We start from the raw sequence: 15329 nt of genomic DNA, 5'->3' as shown, positions 1-15329 counted from the left end.
ACGGATTCGGGGCTCAGGCGCGCTTAAGCAGGAGCTTTTCCGGTTGGACGCACAGACGATCCGCAATCTGATCGAACAGGGCCTGCCCGGGGCACGGGTGGAGGTGCAGGGCGACGACGGCGTGCACTTCGAGGCGCTGGTGGTTTCCGACGCCTTTGCCGGCAAGTTGCCGCTGGCGCGGCACCGGATGGTCTACGCCACCCTGGGCGAGCGGATGGGCGGCGAGATCCACGCCCTGGCGCTGCGCACGCTGACGCCGGAGGAGCACGGCTGAGGCTGCGGGCGGGGCAGGAAGAGCACGTTCGCTCTTCGCCCCCGCCACGGCCATCGGCCCCATCCCATGCAGAAGATCGCAGTCACCGGCGGGCGCCCGCTCGAGGGCGAGGTCGCCATTTCCGGCGCCAAGAACGCCGTGCTCCCGATCCTGTTCGCCAGCCTGCTGGCGGACGGTCCGGTCGAGATCGGCAACGTTCCCAACCTGCACGACGTGCTCACCACCGCCAAGCTGCTGGCCGAACTGGGCGCGGGCGTGCGCCATGACCTCGAACAGGGCCGTTTCGCGATCGATCCGCGCAGCGTGCACAACCACGTCGCGCCGTACGAGCTGGTGCGGACGATGCGCGCCTCGGTGCTGGTGCTCGGGCCGCTGCTGGCCAGGCACGGCGCCGCCGAGGTCTCGCTGCCGGGCGGTTGCGCGATCGGCTCGCGCCCGGTCGACCTGCACATCGGCGCGATGCAGGCGCTGGGCGCGCAGATCGAAGTCGAGCACGGCTACATCAAGGCGCGCGCCGACCGCCTGCGCGGCGGCCGCATCGATTTTCCGACCGTCAGCGTCGGCGCCACCGAGAACGCGCTGGCGGCGGCCACCCTGGCCGAGGGCACCACGATCATCGACAACGCCGCGTGCGAGCCGGAGATCGTCGACCTGGCCGACTGCCTGATCGCGCTCGGCGCCGACATCGAGGGCGCGGGCACGGCGCGGATCGTGGTGCATGGCGTCGAACGGCTGCGCGGCGGCACCCACGAAGTGCTGCCGGACCGTATCGAGACCGGCACCTTTCTGGTCGCCGCGGCGATGACCGGCGGTTGCGTCACCGCGACCCGTGCGCGTCCCGATACGGTGGCCGCGGTGCTGGAGAAGCTGCGCGAGGCCGGCGTGTCGATCGACGTCGACGGCGACCGCATCCGCGCCGACATGCGCGGCCGGCGGCCGCGGGCGGTCGACCTGGCCACCGCCCCGCACCCTGGTTTCCCGACCGACATGCAGGCGCAGCTGATGGCGATGAACTGCATCGCCGAGGGCACCGGCACGATCGACGAGACGATCTTCGAGAATCGTTTCATGCACGTCAACGAGCTGCTGCGGCTCGGCGCCGACATCGACATCGACGGCCATCGCGCCACCGTGCGCGGCGTGGCGCGGCTGAGCGGCGCGCCGGTGATGGCGACCGACCTGCGCGCCTCGGCCTCGCTGGTGCTGGCCGGCCTCGTGGCCGAGGGCGAGACCGTCATCGACCGCATCTACCACCTGGACCGCGGCTACGAGCGCCTGGAGCGCAAGCTCTCGGCGCTGGGCGCGCAGATCCGGCGCATCGACTGACGCCTTTGCTCCTCGCCCCAGCTGCCTGAAGCCCCTCTTCCCTTTGGGGAGGGATTGGGGCGAGGGGACGGCGAAGCCGCGGTGGTTCAGACCTCTGCGCTCTCGCCGTACCCTCATCGGCCCCCGACCAAAACACTCGGGGCCGGCTCTTCGGGCCACTTTCTCCCAAAGGGAGAAGGGGAGCCCGCCTTGCAGGTGGCTAGGCGTTCCGGGTCCCGAGTCCCGAACTCTCCTTACCGGATCGCCTGCAACTGCAGGTCGATATGGTCGCGGCCGTTGCGCTGCTGCAGGATCCGCGCCGGCACCGGCAGGCCCTCGACCACCCAGGCGGTGATCTTGCGGCTGCCGTCCTCGCGGATCACGCGGGTGGCTTCCTGCGAGCGGCCGGCGACGTCGATCGTTTCCTTGCCGTCGACCCTGAACTTCTGCGGCCGGGCGCGCCCGTCCTCGACCAGGCGGTAGTCCAGCGGCTTGCCGGCCGCCACGTCGCGCACGAGCGCCAGGTTCATCAGCATGCCGTCCATGTCGCCGGGGCGCAGCTTCACCGGGCCGGCCTTCTCGGGATCGATGTCGCCGCGCCAGCGCGCCTCGCCCTTGCTCCAGTCGTAGGTGGCTTCGATATTGCGCTTCTTCACCAGCATCGCCGCCAGGCCGGTCTCGCCGCCCTGGGAGTCGGTGCTGCTCAGCGGCCGCCATTGGCCGCCGTTTTCCTCGAACGTGGTGCTCTGCGACAGGCGCGCGCCCATGCCGGTCACCTCCAGGCTGTACTTCCAACGGCCTTCGCCGGCGCTGGCCAGGGTCATCTTGCCGTCGCCCTGCATGCCCATGTAGTTGGCCCGGTAGTCGGCGGAGAACGGTTCCAACGCCCAGCAGGCGGTGCTGGCGAGGCCGAGCGCCGCCGCCGCCAATAACCTGTGCGCCATGGAAAGGGTCGGGGTGCGGGGTTGAATGCTCATGTTCACTCGGCTCCTTGGTATTCGATCAGGCGCAGGTCGACGCCGTCGCCGTCCTCGTCGCGTTGCAGGATGCGTATCGGCGTCGGCACGCCGTTGGCGACCCAGACGATCGTCTCGTCGTCGTCGTCCTCGACCCGTGAAACGCGCAGGGCGTTGTAGCTCAGCTCGCCGACCTCGACGATCTCCGGTTCGTCGGAAACCCGATAGACGTGGTCGCGGGCGCGGCCGTTGTCGACGAAGCGGTACTGCAGGGTCCTGCCCGGTTCGGCGTCGCGAATGATGGCCAGGTTGATCAGCAGTGCGCTCATGTCGCCCTCGCGCAACGGCACCGGATCGCGGCGGCGCTTGCTGACGTCGCCGGTCCATTGCGCCGCGCCCGCATTCCAGTCGTAGGTGCCGATGACCTTGCGGCCGAAGAACAGCGCCTTGCGCACCGTGCTCTGGCTGAGCGGACGATAGCCGTCGCCGCTGGCCTCGAACACCGTGCTCTGTTCGACGTTGAGGCGGGCGAGTCCGACCAGGCCGCGGCGGCCGCGGATGTCGAGATCCAGTTGCCATTGCGGCTCGTCGCGGCGGGTCAGGCGCATCGTCGCGTCGCCGGCGGGCTTGCCTTCGTACCAGGCATCGTAGGTCGCGACGAACGGCTCCAGCGCCTCGGCCTGCGCGGGAGGCGGGAGAGGCAGGGGAGGCAACCCTGAGGACAGCAGCAGCGCGGCGATGAGGGAAACGGCATTCATAGGGGCGCCATCATGCAAATCGGTTGTTGGCTGCCAGCTGAAGCGGTGCGGCGAGCGCGCGGCCGTCGAGATGAACCTGGTGTTCATGCAGGGCGATCCGGCCCGCGACCAGCCAGCGCACGGTCTCGAGCAGCAGCGGGTGCTCGCGCGCCAGCACCCGCGCCGCCAGCGCCGCCTCGTCGTCGTCATCGCGCACCGGCACGCGCGCCTGCGAGATCACCGGCCCGCCGTCCAGGTCCGCGGTGACGAAGTGCACGCTGGCGCCGTGTTCGCGCCCGCCGGCCGCGAGCGCGCGCCGGTGCGTGCGCAGGCCCTTGAACGCCGGTAGCAGGGACGGGTGGATGTTGACCATGCGGCCGGGACGGGCGTCGACCATGCCCGCATCCAGCAGCCGCATGTAGCCGGCGCACACGATCAGGTCGGGGCCGGCGGCGTCGATGCGCGCGAACAGTTCGGCGTCGAAGGCGCTGCGCGAGGCGAAGGCCTTCGGTTCGAGTGCGGCGTGGTCGATGCCTGCGGCGCGCGCGCGCTGCAGCGCACCGGCATCGGCGCGGTCGGAGAACACCCCGACCAGTTCGGCCTGCAGCGTTCCGGCGGAGATCGCGTCGATCAGCGCCTGCAGGTTGCTGCCACGGCCCGAGGCGAGGACGGCGATGCGGCGGGGCCGGGACTCGGGACTCGGGACTCGGAGCTCGGACAAGCGTGATCTCAGCCGATGCGGACCCGGCGGTCGCCGTCGGCCGGCACGACCGCGCCGATGCGCCAGTGCGCCAGCGCATGGCGGCCGAGCGCGGCCTCGACCGCGTCCAGCGCCTGCGGGTCGACGGCCAGCACGAAGCCGATGCCGCAGTTGAAGGTGCGCCACATCTCCCCGCGCGCCACGGCGCCCTCGCGCTGCAGCCAGTCGAACACCGGCGGCAGCGGCCAGGCGGAGGCGTCGACCGCCAGGCCCAGGCCCTCCGGGATCACCCGGACGATGTTCTCGGTCAGGCCGCCGCCGGTGATGTGGGCCATGGCGTGCACGGCCCCGCCGTGCTCGCGCAGCAGCGCCAGCACCGGTTTCACGTACAGGGTGGTCGGCGCCATCAATGCATCGATCAGGCGGGTGCCGGCGAGATCGAGGTCGGCCGGTCGCCCGGCGCGGTCGAAGATGCGGCGGATCAGCGAGTAGCCGTTGGAATGCGGGCCGCTGGCGCCGATGCCGACCAGCACGTCGCCGGCGCGCACCGCGGCGCCGTCGAGCAGCGCCGACTTCTCCACCGCGCCGACGCTGAAGCCGGCCAGGTCGTACTCGCCCGGTGCGTACATGTCGGGCATCTCGGCGGTCTCGCCGCCGATCAGGGCGCAGCCGGCGAGTTCGCAGCCGCGGGCGATGCCGCCGACCACGGCGGCGGCGGTGTCGACCTCGAGCTTGCCGGTGGCGAAATAGTCGAGGAAGAACAGCGGCTCGGCGCCCTGCACCAGGATGTCGTTGACGCACATCGCCACCAGGTCGATGCCGATGGTGTCGTGGCGCCCGAGCTGTTGCGCCAGCTTGAGCTTGGTGCCGACGCCATCGGTGCCGGACACCAGCACCGGCTCGCGGTAGCGGCCGGAGAGGTCGAACAGCGCGCCGAAACCGCCGAGCCCGCCCATCACCTCGGGACGGAAGGTGCGCTTGACCAGCGGCTTGATCCTTTCGACGAGCGCGTTGCCGGCATCGATGTCGACGCCGGCGTCGCGGTAGGTGAGCGGAGTGGGGGCGGTCACGACGCGGGCCTGCAGGGGCAAAGTGGAATTCTAGCCCGCCGGGGAGCGGGGAGCGAGGAACGAGGAACGAGTAGAAGCCGGCGCCGCTCTCGTTCCTCTCCACTCGTTCCACGCTCTTTATGGCACCATTCCGCCGATATCGCAGCAGGAAGGACGAGGAATGCCGCAGGCCAGCAAGCCAACCAAACGGATCGCGCGGTGGACGGGCTGGCTCCTGGCGGCCGGGCTGCTCGCCGCCGGCCAGGCGGCGGCCCAGCGCGTGGAAGGCGATACCGCCCAGGCGCAGGGCATGTACGAAGCCGAGGTCCGGGTCAACGGCCAGCGCGAGGCGGAGCGCAAGGCCGGCTTCGGACGCGCGCTGGCGCAGGTGCTGGGCAAGCTGTCCGGCGATCGCACCGCGGCCAGCCGGCCGGGCGTCGCCCAGGAGCTGCGTCGCGCCGAGGACTACGTGGAGGGTTACGACTACCGGCAGGACGAGGGCGTCTCCGCCAGCGGCGCGCCGACCTTCGACACGACCCTGGTGGTGCGCTTCGACAAGGAGGCGGTGAACGCCGTGGCCGCCGCGCTGGGACTGCCGGTCTGGCCGGAGCCGCGGCCCAAGCCGGTCCTGTGGCTGGCGATCGACGACGGCAAGGGCGCGCGCCTGGTCAACCTCAACCAGAACAACGTGGTGCGGCCGATCCTGAGCCGGGCGCAGCAGCGCGGCTACCGCCTCGGCCTGCCGCGCGGCAGCGCCGCCGAGCAGGCCGCCGTCGGCGCCATCTGGCGTGGCGACAGCGCCGCCGTGGCGCGCCTGTCGGCGCGCTACAGTCCGCCGATGCAGTTGATCGGCAAGCTCTACCGGCACCAGGGCGGCTGGAAGGCCGACTGGACCTTCGTCGACGACGGCCAGGTGCTGTCGCAGTGGTCGAGCGAGGACCCCAATGCGCGCGTCGCCATGGCCGCCGGCGCCGACGGCGCCGCCGATGCCCTGGTCAAGCGCTACGCGCGCGCCAGCGAGGCCGGGCCGAGCGGCAGCTATCGCATCGTCTTCGTCGGCGTCGACAGCAGCGACGATTTCATCCGCCTGTCGGGGCATCTGCAGGGCCTGTCGGTGGTGCGCCGGATCACGCCGGTGCGCGCGACCGCCGACGGCGTCGAGTTCGAGCTCGAGCTGCTGACCGGACTGCCCGGGTTCCGCCGGCTCGCCGACGATCGGGTGCTGGTGGAGGTCGAGGCGCCGCTGGAGACCGGCGCCCCGGTCTTCCGGCTGGTGCGGTGAGGGTGCCATGAGCGAACCTGCCGGCGTGGCGATCGCCCTGTTCCTCAAGCGGCTGCAGTGGGGCCTGGTGCTGGCCGTGGTCTTCTGGCTGCTGCTGGCGCTCGGGCCGATCCTGACGCCGTTCGTGCTGGCGGCGCTGCTCGGCTGGCTGGGCGACCCGCTGGTCGACCGGATCGAGCGCAGCGGCCGTTCGCGCGCGGTGGCGGTGACCTTGGTGTTCGCGTTGATGGTGCTGCTGCTGGCGCTGGCGCTGCTGCTCCTGGTGCCGATGCTCGAGGAACAGATCGTCACCCTGATCGACACCCTCCCGAGCTACCGCGACTGGTTCATGGAGACGGCGATCCCGTGGGTGGAGCAGCGCACCGGGTTCGAGATCTCGTCCTGGCTGGATCCGCAGAGCCTGATCGAACTGGCGCGCGAGCACTGGCAGCAGGCAGGCGGCATCGCCGCCACCTTCTTCGGCTACGTGCAACGCTCCGGCTTCGCGTTCCTCACCTGGATCGTCAACCTGGTGCTGCTGCCGATCCTGACCTTCTACTTCCTGCGCGACTGGGATCGGCTGGTCGAGCGGGTCGCCGCTCTGGTGCCGCGCGACCACCTGGCCACGGTGACACGGCTGGCGCGCGAGTCCAACGACGTGCTCGGGGGATTCCTGCGCGGGCAGTTCCTGGTGATGCTGGCGCAGGGCGCGTTCTACGCCGTGGGGCTGCAGGCGATCGGGCTCCGGCTCGGGATCCTGGTCGGCCTGGTCGCGGGGCTGATCAGCTTCGTGCCGTACCTGGGCGCCACGGTCGGCGCGGTGCTGATGCTGCTGGCGGCGCTGGTCCAGGAGCAGGGGATCGACTGGCAGCTGCTGATCCTCGGCTCGGTGGTGTTCGTCGCGGGGCAGCTGCTCGAAAGCTACGTGCTGACCCCGCGCCTGGTCGGCGACCGCATCGGCCTGCATCCGGTGGCGGTGATCTTCGCGGTGATGGCGGGCGGGCAGTTGTTCGGGTTCCTGGGCATGCTGCTGGCGCTGCCGGTGGCGGCCGTGGCCAACGTGCTGGTCGCCTTCGCGCAGGAGCGTTACCGCGAAAGCCGGCTGTACGCCGGTTCGCCCACCGGCCTGGTGGTCGGCGAGCCGGTCGTCGGGGGCGGCGGCGACGAGAACGGGCGCAGCGAGCCGCCGCAGGCGTGAGCCCGCGTCACGACGGTTCCGGCCGCGGCGGCGGGCAATTGCCGCTGGCGCTGCGCTGTCCGCCCGACCAGCGCTTCGAGGCGTTCGTCCCGGCCTCCGAGGCGGTGCTGCCGCCGCTGCGGGCATCGGCCGCGTCGGCCGGTGCCGACTGGTGCTACCTGTCGGGCGCGGCGGGCACCGGCAAGACCCACCTCGCCCTGGCGACCTGCGCCGCGGCCGAAGCGCACGGCCGGCGCGCGGCCTACCTGCCGTTGGCCAGCGCCGCCGGCCGCCTGGACGAGGCGTTGCAGTCGCTGCACGACTACGACCTGATCGCGCTGGACGGGCTCGATGCCGTGGCCGGCGGCCGCGGCGACGAGCTCGCGCTGTTCGACTTCCACAACCGTGCCCACGACGCCGGCAAGGCGGTGCTGTACGCGGCCCGCGTGTTGCCGGCGGAACTGCCGCTGACGTTGCCGGACCTGCACTCGCGCCTGTCGCAATGCGTGCGCATCGTGCTGGCGCCGCTCGACGACGGCGGGCGGCGCGAGGTGCTGCGCGTGCGCGCGCAGCGCCGCGGGTTGATGCTCGACGAGGCCGCGATCGATTGGCTGCTCAAGCGCGTCGATCGCGACCTGGCGAGCCTGACCGCGCTGCTCGACCGGCTCGACCGCGCCTCGCTCGCCGCGCAGCGACGGTTGACGGTGCCGTTCCTGCGGCAGGTGCTGGAAGGCGAGCGGGGCGGAACGGGAGACGGGAGGCGAGAGTCCTAGAACACGCGGACGCCGTTCGCGGTGCGCCCTGTCGACCGCGGGATTCACGGATATCCGCGCACGTAGAGCGGAGCTTGCTCCGCTGCTCCCGTCTCCGGAGCCGGCGCAGCCGAGCAAGCTCGGCTCTACGGGACGCGGGACGCGGAGCGAGCTCCGCTCTACGGCGGCGGGTCGGCGACCGCAGGGTCGCGCGCGGATCCGCCGAGCATCGCGTCCAGGCCGGCCAGCCGCTGCGGCGTGCCGACGTCCGTCCAGTGCCCGCGATGGTGCTCGCCGGTCACCTGGCCCTCGGCCATCGCCGCGCGCAGCAGCGGCGCCAGCCTGAAGCGAGGCGGGTCGGCGTCGGCGCCCGGGGCGTCGCCGATGGTGCGGCGCCAGTCATCGAAGAGCGACGCGCGATAGACCCCGATCCCGGCGAAGGTGAGCCGGTCGTCGCCGTCGTCGAGCACGTCGCCGTCGTCCGCGAGCGCGAAATCGCCGGCCACGTGGTGTGGCGGATTGTCGACCAGCACCAGGTGCGCGTCGCCGGCCGGGCGCCGTGGCAGCCGGGCGAAATCGAAGTCGGTCCAGATGTCGCCGTTGACGGCGATGAAGGGCGCGTTGCCGAGCAGCGGCAGCGCGTGCCACATGCCGCCGCCGGTTTCGAGCGGCGTGTCGCCCTCGTGCGAATAGCGGATCCGCAGGCCCCATTGCGAGCCGTCGCCGAGCGCGTCCGGAAACTGCTTCGCCAGCCACGAGGTGTTGATCACCACCTCGCGCACGCCGGTGGCGGCGAGGCGTTCCAGGTGCCAGGCGATCAGCGGCCTGCCGCCGGCCGTGAGCAGCGGCTTCGGCGTGGTGTCGGTCAGCGGCCGCATGCGTTCGCCGAGGCCGGCGGCCAGGATCAGCGCCTTCATGGGCGACTCGCCTCCCGCAACCGCCGCGGCACGGATCCCGGGCGCTCTCGTAGAGCCGAGCTTGCTCGGCTGCTCCGGGCTCCGGCGCCCGCGCAGCCGAGCAAGCTCGGCTCTACGGCGAGGGGATGGGGAATGGCGGTGTGCATGCAGTCTTCCCTCGGCGGCGGCCGCGCGTGCGCCACAGGGTAAACTTCCGGGCCTGTTTCAGCGAGACGGCGCGATGACCTTGCAGGTGGTGCTCTTGTCCGGCGGTTCCGGCACGCGATTGTGGCCGCTCTCGCGCGAGGCCTATCCCAAGCAGTTCCTGCCGCTGGCGGGCGACGCGACGATGCTGCAGGAGACCTGGGCGCGGGTCGCGCCGCTGGGCGGCGCCGCGCCGATCGTGGTCGCCAACGAGGAGCATCGCTTCCTCGCCGCCGAGCAACTGCGGCAGTCCGGTGCGCCGACGCCGTCGATCGTGCTCGAGCCGGCGGGGCGCAACACCGCGCCGGCGATCGCCGCCGCGGCGCTGCAGGCGATGGCCGGTGGCGGCGATCCGGTACTGCTGGTGCTGCCGTCGGACCATGTCGTGCGCGACGCCGACGCCTTCCGCGCGGCGGTGCGGCGGGCGACGCCCGCCGCCGAGGCGGGGGCGCTGGTGACCTTCGGCATCGTCGCCGGCACGCCGGAAACCGGGTTCGGCTACATCCAGGCCGCGTCCGGCGAGGGGGTGCGCGACGTGCTGCGCTTCGTCGAGAAGCCCGACGCCGCCACCGCGCGCCGCTATCTCGACAGCGGGGACTACTACTGGAACAGCGGCATGTTCCTGTTCCGCGCGTCCGGGTACCTGCGGGAACTGGAACGCTTCCGTCCCGACATCCTCGCGGCCGTGCGCGATGCTTTCGCGGGCGCCACGCACGACGGCGACTTCATCCGTCTCGACAAGGATGCGTTCGCCGGCTCGCCTTCGGACTCGATCGACTACGCGGTGATGGAGAAGACCGGCCACGCCAAGGTGCTGCCGGTCGACATCGGATGGAACGACGTCGGCTCCTGGTCGGCGTTGTGGGAGGTCAGCGAGCAGGACGCCGACGGCAACGCCCACCACGGCGACGTGATCGCGGTCGACAGCCGCAACAGCTACGCCTACGCGCGGCGGCTGGTCGCGCTGGTCGGCGTCGACGACCTGGTGGTGGTGGAAACCGACGACGCGGTGCTGGTGGCACGCAAGGACAAGGTGCAGCAGGTCAAGGACGTGGTGGCGCGGCTCAAGTCCGACCAGCGCAGCCACGCGGTGCTGCATCGCGAGGTGCACCGGCCCTGGGGCAGCTACGACTCGATCGACGCCGACGACGGCTTCCAGGTCAAGCGGATCAAGGTCAAGCCGGGCGGGCGGCTGTCGCTGCAGTCGCACAGGCACCGCGCCGAGCACTGGATCGTGGTGCGCGGCACCGCGCGCGTCACCCGCGACAACGACGTGTTCGAGCTGCACGCCAACCAGTCGACCTATATCCCGCTGGGTGCGAAGCACCGGCTGGAGAACCCCGGCGCGGAGACGCTCGAGCTGATCGAGGTGCAGTCCGGTGGCTACCTGGGCGAGGACGACATCGTCCGCTATGAGGACGTGTACGGCCGTTCGTAGAAGCGCGCCGCGCCATGTAGTCCTTTCCGCCACGACAAAGCACGCCCCGTCGCCACGGGCGGGGTCAGTGAATGGCCCGCACCTCGAGCCAGAAGAAGATGGAGGTGTTGGTCCATCGTGATGGGCTTGGCGATATCCGCCAATGCTTCCGGAGCCTTTGTGGGAGCGACGGAAGTCGCGACGCTCTTGGGCAGATGTCGCGACTTCCGTCGCTCCCACATGGGGTCCTTTGGCCGGATCGCCTTCTCAGGCCGCGAGCGTCTCGGCTTCGATCGACGCCAGCCAGGCGTCGTCCGAGCCTTCCTCGACGCCCTCGAACAGGAACGTCGACAGGTAGCGCTCGCCGGTGTCGGGCAGGGTGGCGAGGATGACCGCGCCTTCGGGCGCGGTTTCGGACACCTGGAGCGCCGCGGCGACGGTGGCGCCGGCGGAGATGCCGACGAACAGGCCTTCCTCGGCGGCGAGCCGGCGCGCGGTGTCGCGGGCGACGACGTCGTCGACCGGCCGGATCTCGTCGGCGACGTCGCGATCGAGCACCGCCGGCACGAAGTCCGGCGTCCAGCCCTGGATCTTGTGCGGCTGCCAGTCCTTGCCGCCCAGCAGCGAGGCGCCGGCCGGCTCCGAGGCGACGATCCGGACCTCCGGCCGCGCGACCTTCAGCACCTGGCCGACGCCGGTCAGGGTGCCGCCGGTGCCCCAGCCGCTGACGAAGGTGTCCAGCCGCCGGCCGGCGAAGTCGCGCAGGATCTCCGCCGCGGTGGTCTGCCGATGATACGCCGGATTGGCCGGGTTCTCGAACTGCCGCGCCAGGAACCAGCCGTGGCGTTCGGCCAGTTCGGCCGCCTTGCGGACCATCCCGCTGCCGCGCTCGGCGGCGGGGGTCAGGATCACCTTCGCACCGTAGGCGCGCATCAGCTTGCGGCGCTCGACCGAGAAGGTCTCGGTCATCACCGCGACGAACGGATAGCCGCGCGCGGCGGCGACCATCGCCAGCGCCACGCCGGTGTTGCCGGACGTCGCCTCGACGATCGTCTGTCCGGGCCTGAGCGCGCCGCTGCGCTCGGCGTCGAGCACGATCGCCAGCGCCAGCCGGTCCTTGACCGAGCCGCCGGGATTGAACGATTCGACCTTGGCGTAGAGCGAGACGTGCGCGGGCGGCAGTCGGTGCAGCTTGACGATGGGGGTGTGGCCGATGGTGTCTAGGATGCTGTCGTGGATGGTCATGGTGGTGGCCTGCTCAAAGGAATTTTCGAGGACGGCACGGGAGACTCTGCCGTCCGCTGTTCTCCCCCTTTGAACAAGAAGGGGGATTGAGGGGGAAGCCGCCGCTTGCAAGCGTAGGCTTGCGGCGGCTTGAGGGCCCCCGCGCGTTGCGCGGGGGGGAGTCGCGCAGCGGTTTGCTTTTTGCTGCGCACCGTGAAGAGCAAATCCCCCCAGCCCCCTTTTTCAAAGGGGGGTTCAAGGCATCTGGGACGACGAACGCAGTGCACGGTCATGCCGCTTCGTCCAGTACACCGGGGGATCCGCCAGCCACCGCCGTGCCCAGCGGCGCCGCGCCGAACCAGTGCAGGGACTGCGCGAACGCCGCCACCTCGCCGAGGATCAACAGGGCGGGTGCACGCACCGCATGACGTTCGGCGAGCGCCGGCAGTTCGTGCAGGGTGCCTGCGATCACGCGCTGTTCCGGCCGCGAACCGTTCTCGACCAGCGCGAACGGGGTCCGCGGATCGCGGCCGTGCGCGAGCAGCCGTGCACGCAGCGTGTCGAGCATCGCCACGCCCATGTACACCGCCAGCGTCTGGCGCTCCTGCGCCAGCGCCGCCCAGTCCAGGGTATCGAGCGAGGCCTTGCAATGCGCGGTGACCAGGCGCGCCGACTGCGCATGGTCGCGATGGGTGAGCGGCACGCCGGCGTAGGCGGCGCAGGCCAGCGCGGCGGTGATGCCGGGCACGACCTCGTAATCGATGCCTTGCGCGCGCAGGTGCTCGAGTTCCTCGCCGCCGCGTCCGAACACGAACGGATCGCCGCCCTTGAGCCGCACCACGCGCTTTCCGGCCTGTGCGTGTTCGACCATCAGCGCGTGGATCCGCGCTTGGGTGGTGCGGTGGTCGCCGGCCTGCTTGCCGACCGTGATGCGCTCCGCGTCTCGGCGCGCCAGCGCCAGCACTTCGGCGCTCACCAGGCGGTCGTGCAGGATCACGTCGGCCTCGTTGAGCACGCGCAGCGCGCGCAGGGTGAGCAGGCCGGGATCGCCGGGGCCGGCGCCGACCAGCGCGACCGAGCCGGCGGTTGCGGATCCGCCGCCGTCGCCCGGCCGCAGTTCAGCCTCGAGCAGGCGCTCGGCTTCGAGATGGCGCCGCCGGCGCAGCAGGCCCTGCAGCGGTCCGGCCAGCAACCGCTCGAATGCACGGCGCCGCGCGCCGATGTCCGGCCAGCGCGCACGGATGCACGCGCGCCGGCGTGCCAGCAGCGTCGCCAGCGCGCCGAAGGATTCGTCGAACTGCGCCTCCAGCCGTTCACGCACCAGGCGTGCCAGCATCGGCGCGCCGCCGCCGCTGGAGACGGCGATCTGCAGCGGGCCGCGCTCGACCCGGGCCGGCACCTGGAAGCGCGACAGCTCCACGTCGTCGACCACGTTGACCCACACCCGCTGCGCCTCGGCGGCTTCCGCGACCTCGCGGTTGACCGCGGGATCGTCGGTGGCGGCGATCGCGAGCCAGGCCTCGCGCAGCCACTCGCGCCGGAAGCGACCGGCGCGGTGCGCGATCCTGCCCTCGCCGGCCCAGGCGGCGAGGCCCGGTTCCAGCGCCGGTGCGTTCACGACCACCCGCGCGCCGGCCTGCAGCAGCGCCTCGGCCTTGCGGCGGGCGACGGCGCCGCCGCCGACCACCAGCACGCTGCGCCCGCGCAGGTCGGCGAACAGCGGATACAGCGGCGGAACGGCTTCGGTGGACATGGCTCGGCTTCGCGACAGGTCGCATGGACGCTAACGAGCGCGCATCGCGGACGGAAATGGCCTGCCGATCTGGCGACATGCGATTTCGGCATAAGCGGCGGCCGTCCGGCCGTGGACAATCCCGGCGGGCAGCGGATATGCTCGAAATCCTTTCATCATGATTGAAAGATACTAGGGCGCCTCTCAAAAGAGCCTGTGTTGCCACGGATCGCCGCCGCGGACACGGATGGAGCGGCTACCGCGCTTGCAGCCGTTCTGTGTTCACATCGATGGCTGATCCGGCTCATCCGCGTGCATCCGTGGCGGATGGCTTCTGCGAGACGGACCTCAGTGCCTGCGGGCGATGCTCCGTCCGGGAACCCGCCATGACCCTTACCCAGCTCCGTTATCTGGTCGCCATCGCCGACGCCGGGCTCAACATCACGCTCGCCGCCGAGCGCGTGCACGCCACCCAACCGGGCCTGTCGAAGCAGCTCAAGCAGTTGGAGGACGAGCTCGGCTTCCAGCTGTTCGTGCGCAAGGGGCGCAGCCTGGAAGGCATCGCCCCGGCCGGCGAACAGGTGCTGCAGCACGCGCGCCGGATCCTCGAGGAGGCCGCCAACATCCGCAGCTACGCCGCCAACGAGCGCGGCGAGCACAGCGGCCGCCTGCTGCTGGCGACCACCCACACCCAGGCGCGCTACGTGCTGCCGCCGGTGATCGCGGCGATCAAGCGCAGGTTCCCCCGGGTCAACGTCGACCTGCAGGCCGCCGGCGATGCCGAGGTGCTGCAGCGGCTCGCCCAGGACGGCGCCGACCTGGCCCTGATCAGCACCGCCGGGCCGGCGCCGCAGGACGGCGGCGTGGCCGTGCCGCTGTATCGCTGGCGGCGCGTGCTGCTGGTGCCGCGCGCGCACCCGCTGGCCGGGCTCGCGCGCGCGCCGACCCTGGCCGAACTCGCCCGACATCCGCTGATCAGCTACGAGTCCTCGACCCGCGCCGATTCCTCGCTGCAGCGCACCTTCGCCTCCGAGGGTGTGGAGCCGCAGGTGGCGATGACCGCGCGCGATGCCAACCTGATCAAGACCTACGTGCGCGCGGGGCTCGGTGCCGGGCTGCTGGCGGAAATGGCGATCGGCGTGCGCGAGGACGAGGACCTGCGCCTGCTGCCGGCGCCCGAAGCGCTGCCCGAATGCATCACCTGGGCGGTGATCCCGCGCGGCCGCGTGCTGCGCGACTACGCGCTGGCGCTGCTGCACGCGCTGGCGCCGCAGATCGACGGCCGCGACCTGCGCCGGGTGCTCGAGGGCAACCAGGAGCCGCATTGGCCGGTGCCGCCCACCTGGACCGAACTGAGCCAGCCGATCAGCGTCTGAAACGCGACGCGAAAGATTTCAGTTCCCTTGAAGGGTGGGGGAGGTTTGCTTTTGCGTGGGTTGGCGGTAAAGCAAATCCCCTCAATCCCCCTTTTTCAAAGGGGGAGGGGGCGAAGCAGGAACGTCGGGAAGCCTCAGTGATCGAGAGAGAGACCTGGTTTGCCTCCAGGACATGCGGAAGCAAGTTCCCCACTTCCTTCCATTTCCAAAGGGGAGGAACTGAAACCTTCCGCACCGCTTGTCTTCCCCCTTTGAAAAAGGGGGATTGA

14 protein-coding genes are annotated in these 15329 nt (G+C 71.3%); 7 read left to right on the top strand and 7 right to left on the bottom strand.

What is annotated here, in order from left to right; genetic code table 11:
• Nucleotides 1-43 precede the first annotated feature (43 nt).
• Both U3649_RS16675 and murA read left to right on the top strand, forming a co-directional pair.
• Nucleotides 44-274 carry a BolA family protein gene (locus U3649_RS16675; protein WP_407352412.1) on the top strand — a complete coding sequence of 77 codons (231 nt, stop codon included), beginning with the start codon at nt 44-46 and terminating at the stop codon, nt 272-274.
• 66 nt (nt 275-340) lie between these two features.
• Nucleotides 341-1600, top strand: a complete 1260-nt coding sequence (murA, locus tag U3649_RS16670; RefSeq protein WP_407352411.1) for a UDP-N-acetylglucosamine 1-carboxyvinyltransferase — start codon at nt 341-343, stop codon at nt 1598-1600.
• Between the two features lie 233 nt (nt 1601-1833).
• Here the strand turns inward: murA and U3649_RS16665 are convergent, their stop codons facing one another.
• The 4 genes from U3649_RS16665 to purM are packed head-to-tail and all read right to left on the bottom strand — an operon-like array spanning nt 1834 to nt 5042.
• Nucleotides 1834-2523 carry a DUF3108 domain-containing protein gene (locus U3649_RS16665; protein WP_407352410.1) on the bottom strand — a complete coding sequence of 230 codons (690 nt, stop codon included), beginning with the start codon at nt 2521-2523 and terminating at the stop codon, nt 1834-1836.
• A 35-nt stretch (nt 2524-2558) separates the two neighbouring features.
• Complete coding sequence (locus U3649_RS16660; protein ID WP_407352409.1) at nt 2559-3293, bottom strand: DUF3108 domain-containing protein; 735 nt, start codon at nt 3291-3293, stop codon at nt 2559-2561.
• Nucleotides 3294-3303: 10 nt separating this feature from the next.
• Nucleotides 3304-3993: a phosphoribosylglycinamide formyltransferase gene (gene purN / locus U3649_RS16655; RefSeq protein ID WP_407352408.1), complete on the bottom strand. Its 690-nt coding sequence runs from the start codon at nt 3991-3993 to the stop codon at nt 3304-3306.
• Between the two features lie 8 nt (nt 3994-4001).
• Entirely contained in the window at nt 4002-5042 is a 1041-nt protein-coding gene (gene purM, locus U3649_RS16650; protein WP_407352407.1) for a phosphoribosylformylglycinamidine cyclo-ligase, read from the bottom strand.
• A gap of 160 nt (nt 5043-5202) precedes the next feature.
• Between purM and U3649_RS16645 the strand changes: the two genes are divergently transcribed.
• From U3649_RS16645 to hda, 3 genes are read left to right on the top strand one after another with little or no spacing between them, the layout of a single operon-like run.
• The gene (locus tag U3649_RS16645) at nt 5203-6303 is read left to right on the top strand and encodes a DUF2066 domain-containing protein (RefSeq protein ID WP_407352406.1); all 1101 of its coding nucleotides are present in this window, start codon (nt 5203-5205) and stop codon (nt 6301-6303) included.
• A gap of 7 nt (nt 6304-6310) precedes the next feature.
• A complete protein-coding gene (locus U3649_RS16640) occupies nt 6311-7480 on the top strand; it encodes an AI-2E family transporter (protein ID WP_407352405.1) in 1170 nt (389 codons plus the stop codon).
• Nucleotides 7477-8232, top strand: coding sequence for a DnaA regulatory inactivator Hda (hda, locus tag U3649_RS16635; protein WP_407352404.1), 756 nt, complete (start codon nt 7477-7479; stop codon nt 8230-8232). Before U3649_RS16640 ends, hda begins: the two co-directional genes overlap by 4 nt.
• A 158-nt stretch (nt 8233-8390) precedes the next feature.
• On the opposite strand, the gene murU is transcribed toward hda, so the two are convergent.
• Complete coding sequence (murU, locus tag U3649_RS16630) at nt 8391-9128, bottom strand: N-acetylmuramate alpha-1-phosphate uridylyltransferase MurU (RefSeq protein WP_407352403.1); 738 nt, start codon at nt 9126-9128, stop codon at nt 8391-8393.
• A 220-nt stretch (nt 9129-9348) separates the two neighbouring features.
• On the opposite strand from murU, the gene U3649_RS16625 reads away from it, so the two are divergent.
• Nucleotides 9349-10749: a mannose-1-phosphate guanylyltransferase/mannose-6-phosphate isomerase gene (locus U3649_RS16625; RefSeq protein ID WP_407352402.1), complete on the top strand. Its 1401-nt coding sequence runs from the start codon at nt 9349-9351 to the stop codon at nt 10747-10749.
• A gap of 246 nt (nt 10750-10995) precedes the next feature.
• Here the strand turns inward: U3649_RS16625 and cysK are convergent, their stop codons facing one another.
• Both cysK and cysG read right to left on the bottom strand, forming a co-directional pair.
• Nucleotides 10996-11973 (bottom strand): cysteine synthase A, encoded by a 978-nt coding sequence (gene cysK / locus U3649_RS16620; RefSeq protein WP_407352401.1) that lies wholly within the window; start codon nt 11971-11973, stop codon nt 10996-10998.
• A gap of 268 nt (nt 11974-12241) precedes the next feature.
• Nucleotides 12242-13705: a siroheme synthase CysG gene (gene cysG / locus U3649_RS16615; protein WP_407352400.1), complete on the bottom strand. Its 1464-nt coding sequence runs from the start codon at nt 13703-13705 to the stop codon at nt 12242-12244.
• Between the two features lie 365 nt (nt 13706-14070).
• Here cysG and U3649_RS16610 point away from each other — a divergent pair, with 365 nt between their 5' ends.
• Nucleotides 14071-15060, top strand: coding sequence for a LysR family transcriptional regulator (locus U3649_RS16610; protein ID WP_407352399.1), 990 nt, complete (start codon nt 14071-14073; stop codon nt 15058-15060).
• The last annotated feature ends 269 nt before the right edge of the window (nt 15061-15329 follow it).

Source organism: Luteimonas sp. R10, assembly GCF_045689605.1.
GTDB lineage: Bacteria > Pseudomonadota > Gammaproteobacteria > Xanthomonadales > Xanthomonadaceae > Luteimonas.
The sequence above is the reverse complement of the archived record's forward strand: the minus strand, read 5'-3'. Positions and strand labels throughout refer to the sequence as shown.

Bases quoted from the DNA above. Each gene is read 5' to 3' on its own strand.
- murA (WP_407352411.1), top strand. From the start codon at position 341: ATGCAGAAGATCGCAGTCACCGGCGGGCGCCCGCTCGAGGGCGAGGTC.
- U3649_RS16665 (WP_407352410.1), bottom strand. From the start codon at position 2,523: ATGGCGCACAGGTTATTGGCGGCGGCGGCGCTCGGCCTCGCCAGCACC.
- U3649_RS16660 (WP_407352409.1), bottom strand. From the start codon at position 3,293: ATGAATGCCGTTTCCCTCATCGCCGCGCTGCTGCTGTCCTCAGGGTTG.
- U3649_RS16645 (WP_407352406.1), top strand. From the start codon at position 5,203: ATGCCGCAGGCCAGCAAGCCAACCAAACGGATCGCGCGGTGGACGGGC.
- U3649_RS16640 (WP_407352405.1), top strand. From the start codon at position 6,311: ATGAGCGAACCTGCCGGCGTGGCGATCGCCCTGTTCCTCAAGCGGCTG.
- murU (WP_407352403.1), bottom strand. From the start codon at position 9,128: ATGAAGGCGCTGATCCTGGCCGCCGGCCTCGGCGAACGCATGCGGCCG.
- U3649_RS16625 (WP_407352402.1), top strand. From the start codon at position 9,349: ATGACCTTGCAGGTGGTGCTCTTGTCCGGCGGTTCCGGCACGCGATTG.
- cysK (WP_407352401.1), bottom strand. From the start codon at position 11,973: ATGACCATCCACGACAGCATCCTAGACACCATCGGCCACACCCCCATC.
- cysG (WP_407352400.1), bottom strand. From the start codon at position 13,705: ATGTCCACCGAAGCCGTTCCGCCGCTGTATCCGCTGTTCGCCGACCTG.
- U3649_RS16610 (WP_407352399.1), top strand. From the start codon at position 14,071: ATGACCCTTACCCAGCTCCGTTATCTGGTCGCCATCGCCGACGCCGGG.